Raw genomic sequence first — 13745 nt, 5'->3', positions numbered from 1 at the left:
CGCACCTCACCAGCCTCTGTACGGCGCGACGGCCGCGTCGTCCACTTCGCCTGCCGCGACATCGGCGATGGCCGTGTCGAGGATGTCCAGCGCCCGGTCGAGATCCTCCTCCTCGATGACCAGCGGAGGGGTGAGCTCCAGGACGTTCGACCTCGGTCCTACGTAGTAGAGCACCGCTCCGAGCTGGTAGGCACGGAAGACGACCTTCGCCGCGGTCGTGGCGTCGACCAGTTCGATGCCGCCCATCAGCCCGCGGTTGCGCACCCCGGCCACCTGGTCGTGCCGGACCAGGAGCTGGTCGAGCCCGGCGCTCAGTCCCGCGCCGAGCCGGGCAGCGCGGGCGGGCAGTTCCTCCTCGGCCAGGATTCGCAGCACGGCCCGCCCCGCCGCGGCCGCCACCGGGTTGCCGGCGGTCGTGAGCAGCGAGGATCCCTCGGCGGCGTCGAGGATCCCGGCCGGGCCGATCGCCGCGGACAGCGGCAGTCCTCCGCCGAGTGACTTGCCCAGCGCGACGAGGTCGGGGACGATGCCGTCGCACTCGAAGGCGTGCAGCAGGCCGGTCCGCCCGAGACCGGCCTTCACCTCGTCGGCGACCAGCCAGGTGCCGTGCCGGTGGCACAGGCCGGCGAGCCCCTTGAGGAAACCGTCCGGTGGGATCACCACTCCCCCGTCGCTGAGGATCGGTTCGACGATCACCGCGGCGACGTCGCCGGCGGCGAGCTCCGTGCCGACGGCGTCGAGGTCCGGGTAGGGGACGAGCACCAGACCGGGGTCCGGTTCGACGCCGGCGGCCACATGAAGGCCGGATACCTGCTGGGCGGGGCCGAGCCCTCCGTGGTAGGAGCCTTCGAACGTCAGGATGCGCGGCCGGTCACCGGCGGCGCGGATGCTCCTGATGATCGCGGCGTTGGCGTCGGAGCCGGCGTGGCCGAGGTACACGCGGCGGCCGGGTCCGCCAGGGGTGATGGCCAGCAGTTCCTCCGCGAGCGCGACCGCCTCGGGGTTGGTGGCCGAGAGCAGGCTGGCCCCCGGCATCCGCCGTACCGCCCTCTCCACGGCCTCGACGACCCTTGGATGCGCGTAGCCGACACCGGCCGCGCTCCAGGCACCGGAGAGGTCGATCAGCTCGCGGCCGTCCGCCTCCACCAGGCGGGCCCCGTGGCCCGAGACCGGGGCGAGCGGGAAGAACCGCAGCCGCTGCGCCCCGGCCACGACGGCGAGATCGGCGTCGTAGAGAAGGCTCATCGAAGCTGTTCCGCCGGCTCGTCCGAGGCGCTTCCCGTGCCGGTGAGCTCGGAGGTGAGCCGCTCGCCGATGCGCCTGGCCAGGGCGGGCGCGGAGAGGATCACCACGACGCCGAGCAGGCACCAGGCGCCCGCGATCCACGGGAAGTAGGAGTACGGCGCGTCCTGCCCCGACGACTGCTTGTAGAAGACGAACAGCAGGTAGGCGATGCCGGCCACCGGCAACACGGCCTCCCAGCGCGGGATGGCGGAGCGGCCGGAGAAGGTGAAGGCGATGACGCCGACGCCCGCCACGGCGTACGCGACGAGGACGCACAGCACGCCGAGCGTGGCGAACCAGTAGTAGGCGTCGAAGGCGCCGACCCCGGAAGCCCAGACGACGATGTCGACGACGAGCGTGACGCCGACGACGGCGACCAGGGCGGCGCGGGGAGAACCGGTGCGGGGGTCGACGCGGGAAAGCGACTTCGGCCCGAAACCGTCCCGGGAGAGGGCGAAGAGCATGCGTGCGGCGGCCGCGGAGGAGGACAGCGAGCTCGCGAACGCCGAGGCCACGGCGGTGAAGGCGACCACGAGGGCGAACCACGTGCCGATGTAGCGGGCGGACAGCGTGGACAGCGGCGACTCGGCGGCGGCGAAGGCGTCGATGCCCGCCTTGTCCGTGCCGAAGCCGATCGTCTCGGTGAACATCATGAGGACGAAGAGCAGGCCGGTGAGCACGACACTGCCGACCAGAGCGCGCGGGATGTTGCGCCTGGGGTTGTCGGTCTCCTCACCGAGCGAGGCGCATGCCTCGAATCCGGCCCAGGACAGGAACGCGAAGACGGTGGCGGTCATGACGGCGCCGAAGGTGGTGCCACCGGAGGTGAACGTGGACAGGTCCAGGGTGGGCGCGCCCCCGCTCTCGGTGACGCCGCCCGACCCGATGGCGGAGGCGCCGACGACGACCGCGGCCAGTACGAGCATGGCCAGGATGCCGAGACCCTCGATGATCAGCAGCGTCCGCGCGGTGAGCCGGGTGTCGCGCGAGTTGAGGATCGTGACGCCGAGCGCGGCGACGACGGCGACGATGATCCACGGGCCGCTGTCGTGGACGCCGAGCGCCTCCAGGAACGCGTGCGCGAACACCCCGGTGGCGGCCTGGGTGCAGGTCAGGAAGAACAAGTACGTGCCGAGGAGCGCGAAGCCGCCGAAGAACCCGGCGCGCGGCCCGATGGTGGCGCCGGCCAGCGCGTACACCGAGCCCGCGTGGTTGAAGTGCTGGGTCAGGCGCCAGAAGCCGTAGCCGACCAGGCCGACTCCGATGAGGCCGAGAACGAAGACGAGCGGGACGGCCTTGCCGACGGTCGCGGCGACGCCGGGTCCGTTGAGGCCCATGGCCAGGGTCGGGCCCATCAGCCCGACGGACAGGGCGAGCGCCTCCCACAGGCGCAGCTTACGTGGTGCGTTGTCGGCCATGAGGCGGGCTCCAGGGTGACGCGGAGTTCGGGCGCGGGGTGCCCGCCATGAAACATTCATTTCATCCGGATGTCAATGAGTCACCAGCGAAACATCTCAGTCGAACGTGATGTCCCCCGCCAGCTCATCCGCATCTCTGATCCTGGTTTCCGCGTGCGTGCCGAGCTTCGCGAGCACGCCTGCCACGATCGACTCGACGACGGCCGTGGCGGGAACGACCGAGTCGAAGGGGCTCGGACCGTCGACCCTGACCGGCAGGACGAGGTCGGCCACCTCTGCGGCCGGCGAGAGCCACGGATCGGTGATGAGCAGGATCTTGGCGCCCCTGCCGTGCGCGTGGACGGCCAGGTCGACGACGTCGCGCTGGTACCGGCGGAAGTCGAAGACCACGCATACGTCACGCTTGCCGACGTCCAGGAGGAAGCCCGAGTGGTGGGTGGGCGTCTGCGGATGCACGGTCGTGCCCGGGCGCATCTGCCGCAGATGCAGGTCCAGGTAGGTGGCGAGCAGGTGCGAGTAACGACCGCCGAAGGAGGTGACGTGCCTGCTGGTGTCGGCGAGCAGGTCGACGGCCTTGTCCAGCTCCTCGTCGGGGAGCGAGGCGTAGGTCTGCTGGACGGCCTGGGTGAAGACGTGGGCGGAGACGGCGCGCAGGTCGTCCTTGGTGATGCGCTGCGGGATGGTCAGCGGTGAGGCCCTGCGCTCCTGGACCTCGTCGCGGAGCGCCTGCTGGAACTCCTTGTAGCCGTCGAACTCCAGGTGGGCGACGAACCTGACGACGGTCGGGGCGCTGACGCCGGCACGCCCCGCGAGCTCGTGGGTGGACCCCAGACCCGCCGACGGATAGTGCGCGAGGAGAGCCCGCGCGACCTTGCGCTCGCCGGCCGAGAGCTGCCCCATGCGGCCGCGGATCCGCTCAGCCACGCTGGAACTCGCGGCCGCGCCACCTGCAACGCTCATATGCCTGCTCTCTCCTCACATCACGTTTACGCGCAAGGTACAGGTTCGGCGAGCCGCTTGACGATCTGCCTGATCCGCTATCCCAGGTCGTCGAGATGAGCCAGGTGATCATGGAGCCGGTTGCTCTTCGCGTAGGAACGGAGCTGCGCGATCGTCGGGCCGGTCACCTCAAGTTGGGAGGCCAGGGCGTCGATCCGGCCCATTAGGTCGGCCTGGGTCTCGACCTCGTGCGATCTCGCCATCGCGAGTGCTCTCTCTTTCACGGCACGACCGCGCAGTTCCGCGTCGTCGCACCACAGTTGCAGGAAGTGGTGCTTTCTCAGCTGGAAGGAGCCCACGCGGCTCAGCGGGAGCTTCGGCGGCCCGCTGAAAGCCGCCGGTGTCAGCGTGACCCGCCAGACACCGTTCGCAAGCCGCCGGGGCTGACCCGCCCCGAGCTTGGTGCCGGCGAGCCATTCGGTCCACAGGTCACGCGGGTCCTGGCGGTTCTCGGCGTCGATCCTCGCGTGGATCGCCGGGACGTCACGGCAGACCGCTTCCAGGAACGCGTCCCGTTCCGCGCCGATCGCGGTGTACGCCAGCAGGTCGCGGTTGTCGGTCTCGATCAGGTAGACGGGCAGGTAGGCATCCTGCGCGGCGCCGCCGCCGATCCTGCGGAGTTGCCCGGGAAGGTTGTAGTCGGCCCTGTCAGGGCGAGCCGCCAGGGCATCGACCATCCGCGGATGGAACGCCGTCGCCGCGTACAGCGGAAGGAACCGTGTGCGGTCGGCGAGCATGTCCTCCGGGACGTCCGGGGTGGGCAGCACGGTGACCGAGCCGTGGTAGTGCCGCCGTGGCAGCGGCCTGCCGGTGTACCGCTCGAAGAGCAGCTTCTGCCTGCTCTCCTTCAGCGTGTACCGGACGCCCGCCCGCGCGGAACGCAGGCCCAGCTCGGTCAGGCGGAGCCGGCCGTGATCCGTCGTGAGATGGCCGATCACGGTGAGAAAGGCCAGACAACGGTCCACCAGCGAAGGTTGCAGGCAGTAGAACGCGATCAGTTCGTCCCTGCCGTCGATGCCGCCCTCGGCGATGGCACGGACCAGGAATCTGTCGATGATCTCGTAGGCCTGCTCGTCGTAGACGTTCGCGGTGATCTCCACCTGCCAGAGCGGCCACAGTACGGCGAACAGGCGCACCGGGCGGACACCGGGCACGGTGACGGCGTGCTCCACGGCACGCCGGGCGGGGTAGATGGCACGTGTCGTCATAGCGACTCGTCGTCGAGAAGGTCGAGGCGGGCTGCGACGTCGGCGGACGGTCGCAGGTCGCCGACGCGGTGGAGATGGTCGAGCATCTGCCGCATGAGCACACGGAAGCCCTCGTCACGGGCGATGCCGAGGGTCGCGGTGTCCCCCACGAGCACGAGCTGTCTTCGAGCGCGGGACACCGCGACGTTGAGTCTCCTCAGCTCTTTGAGGAACCCCACTTCGCCGCGCGCGTTGCTGCGGGTGAAGGCGAAGACGACGAGATCCCGCTCGCCGCCCTGGAACGAGTCGACGGTGCCGACGTTGTCCGCCACCTCGGCCCCGCCGCCGATCGTATGGGCGAGCCCGGCGCGGATGCGCTCCGCCTGGGCGCGGTACGGCACGATCACCGCCCAGTCCTTGTACCGCCGCACGTACCGCGTCACGAGCCGGACGACGAGGTCGGCCTCCAGCGCGTTGACGTACCCACGACGGTTGCCGTCCTCTCCCTGTCCGCCGGCCTCCTCCTTGCGCTCGGCAGGGGACCTGTCCGCCGTGTCGACCATGGCGAAGGGGCCGGTGAAGATGGGATCACCGTGCCCGCCGGGGTGATCGGTGCGGAGCACACCGGTGTAGAAAGCGGCCGAGACGAACTCCCCGATCTCCCGTGGCATCCGGCGCTGCACGTTCAGCATGACCTTGTGGTCCGCGGGGACGTCTCCGTACAGCCGCTCGAAGGCGCTACGGCTGAGCAGTTCCCCGACCTCACGCGCGGCGGCGGGCGGCAGGGCGCCGTCCCGGGCGAGGTTCTCACCCCACTCGCGCACCTCGTCGTCCAGGTACGGCGGAAGCTGCTGGTGATCCCCGACCAGGATGCTCCGCTTCGCCCGTACGAGCGGGACGAGCAGGTTCGGCGTCGAGATCTGCCCGGCCTCGTCGACGATCGCGAGGTCGAACTCCAGGTCGGCGAGCAACTTGGTCGTCGCGGTGCCGATGCAGGTGGCGGCCACCACATCCGCGTACCGGACGATCTCGCGCTGCAGGTTCTGCTCGGCGTCGCCGATCCCGGCACGCCACTCGGCCAGCAGGCCGGCTCGCCTGCGGAGCGTCGCCACGGTGTGCGCGAGCCGTTCGCGCAGCCCTTCCCAGCCGGCCAGGTCCGCCGGTAGCGTCTCGGCGGGCATCGGCATGACGGCCTCGACCATGGCGCGTACGAGCTCCGCCGCTCTGCCGGCCTCGGCCAGCGCCTCCTCCCGCCGACGGTGGGCGTCGTCCCTGGCGGCGACCAGCCTGCCCGCGTCCGGGTCGGCGGCGACCAGCCTGTCCACCTCGGCCCGCCCCGCGCGGTACGCGGCGCCCGCTTCCGCGAGCTCCGCTCGCGCGGGCAGGAGCTCCCGCTGGACCGCTCGCAACCGGTTCATCCTCCGCCCGGCCAGCCAGCGGAAGAAGAAGGCGAGCGCCCCCGCGTCCGTACGGGCGCGGGCGCTCGCGTACCGCAGCCCCCACGTGCTCTCCTGCGCCTCCAGCCGCCCGACGGTCGCCCTGGAGGTGGCGAGCCTGCCGCCGGCCGCGGCGAGCCGGTCGGCCAAGGGCGCCTCGACGCGGCGGACGGCCCGGTCGAGGGCGACGGCGTGCCCCGAGGCGTCGTGCTCGGCCGTACGAGCGTCCGCCAGGGAGTCCGTGAGGTACGCCATCCACCGGTCGGCCACCTCCCCTTCGCCCGTGAACGCGGCGAGACGCGAGACCGTCCCCTCGGTGCCGGCGAGGATCTGGTCCCGCAACACGGCGACGTGGTTGTCCACCATGAGGCCGCGGGCACGGCCGGTCATGGCGTCCTCGTTGCCCACCCGTACGGCCCGGATGTACTCGGGCAGCTGCTCAAGCACGTTGTCGACAGCGCGGTTGGTGTGCGAGGTGACCAGCACGCGCTCGCCGCGCGAGGTGCAGGCGGCCGCGATCTCGCTGATCGTCCTCGTCTTGCCCGTGCCCGGCGGCCCCAGGATGAGCAGCAGGTCGGGTACGGCGAGCGCCCGCTGGAAGGCCACCAGCTGGCTGTCCGGGTCAAGCGTCCCGCGTGGCCTGTCGTGCGGGTTGACCTGGTACGGGGCGAGACGCCGCTCGACGAGCTGGCCGAGTAGCCGCCGGTTCGCCGCCTCCCCCTGACGCAGGGTCTCCACGGCGTCCGCCTGCGCCCGGAAGACGCGGTCGCTGGGCATCACCATCAGGGCGCCCTGGGCGGGGATCCGGCCGTAGTCGATCGTCGACTCGAACCGGACGACCACGTCCAGATCCTTGGCCCTTGTCACCCTGCCTCGCAGGTCGGGCTGGTCGGCGAGGTAGACCACCGCGCCGGTCGCCAGCGGGGCGGGGCGGGCGAGGCGGAAGGTGTAGACGCCCCGGGCGGAGTAGCGCTCCTCGCGGGCGCTCTCCCTGCGCCGGTAGTGAATGGGAGGCGCGGCATGCTGGCGGGCGACCTCGATGTCCCGCCCCGCCTCGATGACCCGCGCCATCAGGTCCAGGTACGCGGTGTGGTGCGGTGGCAGCCGCTCAACAGGACGCTCGGGACGGCCCACCTGTGCCCATGCCTGCCGCAGCAAGCCCCAGTGGGCCGACATGGTCCCGCGCGGTACGTCACGCACCTGGTGGAACGCGCGCCAGCCGGCGGCGCAGTTCAGCAGCATGGCGCCACGCAGCAGACGCTCCTCGTCCTTGAAGCCGCGAGGGGCCGCGCTGCCGAGGCGGTAGGCGTCGCCGAACTGGGTCACGTAGAGCCGGGCGACGTGCGTGTCGGTGTAGACGGCGAGACGGTTCGGGTTCTCCTCCATCCGGGCGGGCAGCGCGCCCGCCCTGGCCAGGCGGGTCATCTCCTCGACCAGTTGGAGCGGATGCGCGGCCGGGGCCAGTTGCGCGTACACCTTCTCCGAAGGGATCACCGCCACCGGACCGGGCAGGAACACCGGCAGTGCCGTCACGCGAGCCCTCCCTGGGAAAGCTCCCGCCGCGCTCGCGACAGAGCCGTGCCGAGGCCGCGTATCCGCTCGGGGCGACGCCGGGGATCCGGGTCGAGGGCGCGTGCGAGCAGGTCGTCGAGCGAGGACGGGAACCCGCGCACGGTCGCGCGTACCGGTGGGGAGCCGCCCGGCGCGGGCGGGTACCCGGTCACGGTGTGATAGACGATCGCGGCGAGCTGGTAGACGTCGGTGTGGCTGCCCGGGGCCGGAACGTGCGGGCCCACGCGCACCTGCTCGGGAGCGCGGTACCCGTCGGGCCCCTCGCCCGGCAGCGGCGGCCAGGCCGCCAGCCCGATGTCCCTGAGTGCCGGCTCGTAGGACCGTCCGGCCATGACGATCGCATCGGGACCGAGCACGCGGTGGCTGTGACCGCGCCGATGGAGCTCGGCCAGCGGCTCACACAGCCGCGCGGCCGCGGCCAGGACCGCGGCGACGGTGAGGCGATCGAGCGGTACGGCGCCCGGGCCGAACGCCTCGCGCCAGGTCGGACCGGCCGGTAGCTCGGAGGCCGTCGTGATGGCTTGCGGGCTCTCATGGACGGCGAGCAGCCGGGGCAGCCGGTGTGCGCCTGACATGGTGGTGAGCAGTTCGGCCTGAGCGCGTAAGGCCTCCTTGGCAGCCCGCGCACCGGACGTACCCCGAAATATCGCGATTTGGCGTAACCGTACCCGGGCGGAAACCGGCTCGATCCGATCGGCCACCGCCTCCCGCCCGACCCATGACCGGTCCGGGCTGAACTTCTGGGTAGGCTCGTCGTGCAGGAGAAAGCAGTCGCCGCCGAAGCGGAGCTCCTCACCGCCACGCCAGTCGGCGTCCCCTGCCGACGGGACCGGAGTCGCGAGGGGAACCGGCGGCGAGTCGTCCAATTCCACGGGCCGGTACAGGTCGTAGTAGGCACGCCGGACGACCGCGGCCTCGGGGCGGCCGAGGTGGCGGCGCAACACGTTCTCGTCCCAGAGTTCGATCGTGACGCGGTGGGCCGCCTGCTGACGCGACCGCCAGCCGTGCCACCACTTCAGGGTCGGAGCGTCCATGCCGCACGGAACGCACAGCACCCACCGCTCCACGGTGTGGCCCTCCTTTCCCGCCGACCGCATCGCCGAGTCGAAGGACTCTCTCACCTGCTTCTTCTGGGACTCCCCGAAGCCCTTGACGAAGTACTTGCACTGCCAGATCGAGATGCCGCCGTTCAGGTCTCCGACGAGCACATCGATGCCCCAGTCGCCGGGATTCGCCCGGACCAGGGTGGCCTCCTGCCCGGTCACCGCCGAGACGAGCAACCCGAGCATCTGCTCGAAGTCCTCCGGCGCCCCCGCCTCTCCCCTGCGCTGATGGTGCGCCAGGAAGTCGATCGGATGCTCGCCCACCCCGAAGCCACCGCCGGTCACACACCACACTCCCGCGCCGGAGACCCTGGCCTCCACTCGCCCCCGCCACCGCGGGTTCACCCTAAGAGGGTGATCCATAAACACTGATTCCGGACGCCCTTGAATGGGGAGGGGATAAAGCCATGGGCCGCACGCAGCACGCTTTTACCCGATATATCACTGCGAAGCGCACACGCCGCGTTCGCGAGCCACTCGACCTCTGAACCCGGAAACCCCTCGCCAGGCTGATCCGTTCTGCCAGACCGTTGTACATCAACGCGGCCGTCGAGGAGAAACGATTGATCGAACCGAGATTTCAGGTTCTCCGCCGAAAAGGCCACACGGGACCGGATCGCGTGCGGGCACTGACCGGTAACGGGACGGCGCGCGACATGACAGCCCAAGAGGGCACATCCTGTCGGCTCTGGGAGAGACCCCGCGCGCGGGACGGCGATGTCGCGTTGACTGGCGGCGGAACCACGTCGGGGAGAGGAACGCATGGGCGAGCACGATGCCTTCTGGATCGACCACGGCCACGATCGTGAGCTCGCGGCCGACGGGTCGAGCCACTACGCCGAGCACGTACGGCGCAACGTCGCGGCGTTCGAGGGCTCGTGGGGCGACATCGCGCCGGTCACCTTCGCCTGCGCCGCCTGGCGGCTCGCCATCACGCCCTCTCCGCCGTACGTGCGCCGGCACCGGCGCGTCCTGTCCGCCGCCTGCGACCGCAATCCCTGGGACGGCACGCTGACCGCCCACGTCCTGCTGGTGTCACCGCTGCCCGCCCAGCTCACCGCCTCCCGCGAATGGTGGCGCGACCGCGGCTGGCGCGAGTGGCCGCAGTCCTTCGGCCAGTACCTGGAGCCCACTGACCAGGACCTCACCCGCATCCCCTTCCTGCGGAGCACCCTGCTCATCGACGCGCCCATCCCCCTCGACGCGCTGCCACCCGCCCCCGACGGACCTTCAGAGGCCCTCCCGGACACCGCACGCCTGGCGGTCGCCGCCCTGGCCCGAGAGCTCAACGCCCTCCTCACCCCGATCATCCACAAACTGGAAACCGCCCAGACCCCCGGCTGACCCGGCACCGGCCTCGCACGATCGAACCACGCCTGTGCCCGCCGTCAGGGCCGGACCGCGGCGAGTGCCTGGCCGGCCTGGTCCTGCCAGTGTGGTGAGCCGAGCCGCCTCGCGACGTCGGCGGCCGTGGCGTAGTGGTCCGCGGCCCGGGCGGGGTCGCCCAGGAACTCGGCCAGCCGCCCGAGGGTGAGGCCGGCCGGGCCGAGCGTCATCGAGACGGTCTGCAGGCCGATCATCTCTCCCTCGGCCGGCAGGAGCAGGCGGTAGCACTCCTCGGCCACCTCGCGGCACGCCAGGGCCATCGCGTTGCCCGCGCGGAGCGCCAGGTTGATCCGCAGGAAGATGTCCCGTCTTGGTGCGCGGTGCGCCGGCCAGGCGGACCGGGCGTCGTCCAGGCGCCCGGCGGCGACCAGCGCGCTGACGTAGAACTCGTCGATCGCCCCTGGCACGCGATGGTGCGTGGCGGCGAACTCGGCCACCGACTCGTGGGCCCGGCCGCACGCGAGGCGTGCCGCGAATCTGCTCATGCCGCCGTAGATGGCGGCGTTCGATCCTCCGGCCTCGCCCATCCGGTCGGCAAGGGCCGTGTAGGCCGCCTCGGCCCGCTCGAACTCGCCGTCCAGCAGGAGGCGGAGGGCGTCGAGGTGCGCGATGGCCACCAGGGCGAGGCCGAGCTGGCCGCTCGTGGAGTATTCCACCGCCCGTCCGGCGTGCCGCTGGGCCGAGGCCCAGTCGTTGCGGCCGAGCGCGACATTGCACAGAGCGTAGTGCCCGAGCGTCTGGTAGCCGAGCAGGCCGCCGCGGGCGGAGACCGCCAGCAGCTCCTGCCCGAGTTCCTCCAGTTCGTCTGGGTGGCCGGGCACGAACGCCACCCAGTAGCGCGCGTTGAGCGCCAGGCACAGCAACCGGGGGTCGCCGACGGCACGGGCGATCTCGACGGCTTCGGCGCTCGCGCTCTCTGTGAGCTCGTCGTCATGGCCCACCGACTCCTGGGCCAGGGCGGCCAGCAGCCGGCACCGTAGCTCGCCCGTCGCGGCGGGCAGGCAGCTCCGGATCGCGTCCACCAGGTCGGCGTCCCCGGTGAGGTCGGTCTGCGAGATCCAGATGGCGGGCGCGTCGTTGGCCACCGCGGCGCGGGCGATCGCGGCGGGGTCGCCGAGCCTGCGGGCGACGGCCAGCGCCTGCCGGCGGTCGGTCGCCGCCCGCATCAGGTCGCCCGCGCTCGCCCGCGCGGAGACCAGACGGCACAGCAGATCCAGCCGGATGTCGTCCACGGGCTCGGTTCCGAGGTCGAGGGCGTCAAGGGCGCCCTCCAGCAGGGTCACCGCCTCCCGGTGGGCGTAGACGCCGGACGCCTGGGCCGCCGCTCTTCCCGCGTACTCGGCGGCCGCACCTGCCGTGGCCGCCGTGGCGGCGGCCAGCGCGTGGTAGCCGAGCGCGCCGACGTCGCCCGGCCGCACCCGCTCCAGCGCGGCGAGGACGCGCGCGTGCAGCCGGGTGCGACGCAGCCGGGAGATGTCCTCGTAGAGGGTCTCGCGGACCAGGACGTGCGTGAAGCGGACCCGGCCGGGGCTCGGCTCGGTGAGCAGCCCGGCGAGCACGCCTGCCTCCAGGCCCGCCAGCACGGTCTCCTCGTCGGCGTCCTGGACGGCCACCAGCACGTCGACGTCGGCGTCCCGGCCCATCACGGCGGAGTCACGCAGGGTGGTCTGCGCGGTCGCCGGGAGGCGGGCGATCCGCCTGCGGATGAGATCGCGGACGCCGGGCGGCAGCGAGTGAACCGCCGACGCTCCCTCGGTGGCGAGCAGCCGGGCGGTCTCGGCCACGAACAGGGGGTTGCCGCCGGTTCGTTCGGTGACCGTCCGGGTGGTGTCGGCGTCCACCTCCATGCCGGACCGTTCCAGCAGCAGGCGGTGGACGTCGTCCTCGCCGAGGCCCTGCAGCGTCACGTCCTCCGCGGCCTGGACGGCCAGGGCGGCCCTGGCCGCGACCAGGTCGTCGCTGGCTTCGGCGGGCCGATGCGTGAGGAGCACCAGCACCGGGATGTCCGCCAGCCTGGCAGCCAGGTGACGCAGCAGCTGGAGAGTCGCGTCATCGGCGCGGTGCACATCCTCGAGCACGAGCAGCAGCGGTCCCGGCGCGGTCTCCAGGTAGTCCCCCACGGCCTGGGCCAGCCAGAACTGGCCGACCTGGGGAGAGTCCGCCGTCAACAGGGGCTCGAGCCGTGCTTCGAGCTCACGGGACGGGGGTTGTACGACGAACAGGCTGCGGAGGACCTCGCGCCACGCCCACGCGGGTGGCACCCCGCCGAGGGTCTCCGGGCACCGGCCGACCGCGACCTGCCAGCCCTCGTCGCCGAGCCGCCGCAGCAGCGCGTCGGCCAGCGTGCTCTTGCCGGCTCCAGGATCTCCGCCGAGCCATGCCACCCGGAGCCCGCGCTCGGCCTCCCCGGCGGCGGACGCCAGGCGGCCGAGCTCCACCGTACGGCCGATCATCTGAGACGGCGGCGCGGCCGGTGGCGCGGCGAGGCGGGCAGGAGCAGAGCCGGCCTCCGGCACGCCCAGGGCGTCGCTGTGCGTGAGGATGTCGACTTCGAGACCCCGCAAGGCGGGCCCGAGGTCCACTCCCAGCTCGTCGGCGAGCATGGCCCGGGTCGTGCGCAGCGCCGCCAGGGCCTCGGCCTGCCGCCCCGAGCGGTAGTAGGCGAGCGCGAGAAGCCGCACCGCGTTCTCGCGCAGCGGGTGTGCCGCGACATGCCGTTCCAGCTCGGGCACGATCACCGCGTGGCAGCCGAGCGCGAGTCCCGCTTCCGCGCGGTACTCGACCGCCATGACCCTCAGCGCTGCCAGACGGGACGCCTCGGGAGCCGCCCAGTCCTCGTCGGCGAACTCGGCGAAGGCGGGGCCTCTCCAGAGCGACAGGGCGGTGTCGACCGTGTGCAGCGCCTTGGCCGGCTCTCCGTCGTTGAGGAAGGCCACCGCCGCGTTCATGAGCCGGGGGAACCGCCACGCGTCGACGGCGTCGGTGTCGAGCTGCAGCAGGTATCCGGGCGGGGCGCTCACCAGTACGGTGGCCGGGGTCCGCGGTGCCCGGTCCGGCTCCAGGACGCGGCGCAGGTTGGATACGTAGACCTGCAACGCGCCCAGAGCCTTCGGCGGGGGCCGGCCCTGCCACAGATCGTCGAGGAACCGGTCCGTCGAGACCACGTGCCCGCCGGCGCACACCAGTCTCGCGATCACCGCCCGCTGGAGCGGTGGGCCCAGATCTACCGGACGCCCTGCCACCTCGGCCGAGAACCGCCCCAGAACCCGCAAGCGCACCATGTCCAGAGCAGCATAGGGTTCACTCCTCCCGTCGGCATATAGGAGGGTGAAAGCCGGCCGGGCGGGCGGCCAAGCCCGG

General features: G+C 72.0%; 8 protein-coding genes. 1 reads left to right on the top strand and 7 read right to left on the bottom strand.

Going from position 1 to position 13745, the window contains the following annotated elements:
- Positions 1-6: 6 nt before the first annotated feature.
- From ACGFIV_RS03735 to ACGFIV_RS03710, 6 genes are all read right to left on the bottom strand, one after another.
- On the bottom strand, positions 7-1245 hold the full coding sequence (locus tag ACGFIV_RS03735) for an aminotransferase class III-fold pyridoxal phosphate-dependent enzyme (RefSeq protein ID WP_358559049.1): 1239 nt from the start codon (positions 1243-1245) through the stop codon (positions 7-9).
- On the bottom strand, positions 1242-2702 hold the full coding sequence (locus tag ACGFIV_RS03730; protein WP_358559047.1) for an APC family permease: 1461 nt from the start codon (positions 2700-2702) through the stop codon (positions 1242-1244). The genes ACGFIV_RS03735 and ACGFIV_RS03730 overlap by 4 nt, the downstream gene beginning before the upstream one ends.
- A 96-nt stretch (positions 2703-2798) precedes the next feature.
- Positions 2799-3662, bottom strand: coding sequence for a MurR/RpiR family transcriptional regulator (locus ACGFIV_RS03725; protein WP_358559045.1), 864 nt, complete (start codon positions 3660-3662; stop codon positions 2799-2801).
- A gap of 77 nt (positions 3663-3739) precedes the next feature.
- Positions 3740-4909 carry a hypothetical protein gene (locus ACGFIV_RS03720; protein ID WP_392831673.1) on the bottom strand — a complete coding sequence of 390 codons (1170 nt, stop codon included), beginning with the start codon at positions 4907-4909 and terminating at the stop codon, positions 3740-3742.
- Positions 4906-7857, bottom strand: a complete 2952-nt coding sequence (locus ACGFIV_RS03715; RefSeq protein ID WP_392831670.1) for a DEAD/DEAH box helicase — start codon at positions 7855-7857, stop codon at positions 4906-4908. The genes ACGFIV_RS03720 and ACGFIV_RS03715 overlap by 4 nt, the downstream gene beginning before the upstream one ends.
- A complete protein-coding gene (locus ACGFIV_RS03710) occupies positions 7854-9284 on the bottom strand; it encodes a hypothetical protein (RefSeq protein ID WP_392831668.1) in 1431 nt (476 codons plus the stop codon). Before ACGFIV_RS03710 ends, ACGFIV_RS03715 begins: the two co-directional genes overlap by 4 nt.
- A 477-nt stretch (positions 9285-9761) precedes the next feature.
- On the opposite strand from ACGFIV_RS03710, the gene ACGFIV_RS03705 reads away from it, so the two are divergent.
- On the top strand, positions 9762-10343 hold the full coding sequence (locus ACGFIV_RS03705) for a hypothetical protein (RefSeq protein WP_358546507.1): 582 nt from the start codon (positions 9762-9764) through the stop codon (positions 10341-10343).
- A gap of 44 nt (positions 10344-10387) precedes the next feature.
- On the opposite strand, the gene ACGFIV_RS03700 is transcribed toward ACGFIV_RS03705, so the two are convergent.
- Positions 10388-13666 carry a BTAD domain-containing putative transcriptional regulator gene (locus ACGFIV_RS03700; protein ID WP_358546504.1) on the bottom strand — a complete coding sequence of 1093 codons (3279 nt, stop codon included), beginning with the start codon at positions 13664-13666 and terminating at the stop codon, positions 10388-10390.
- Between the last annotated feature and the right edge of the window lie 79 nt (positions 13667-13745).

Origin of the sequence: Sphaerisporangium sp. NPDC049003, from assembly GCF_043197795.1 — a bacterium.
In the GTDB taxonomy this organism is placed as follows: Bacteria; Actinomycetota; Actinomycetes; order Streptosporangiales; family Streptosporangiaceae; genus Sphaerisporangium.
Note: the sequence above shows the minus strand (reverse complement) of the source record. Positions and strands in the feature narration are given on the sequence as shown.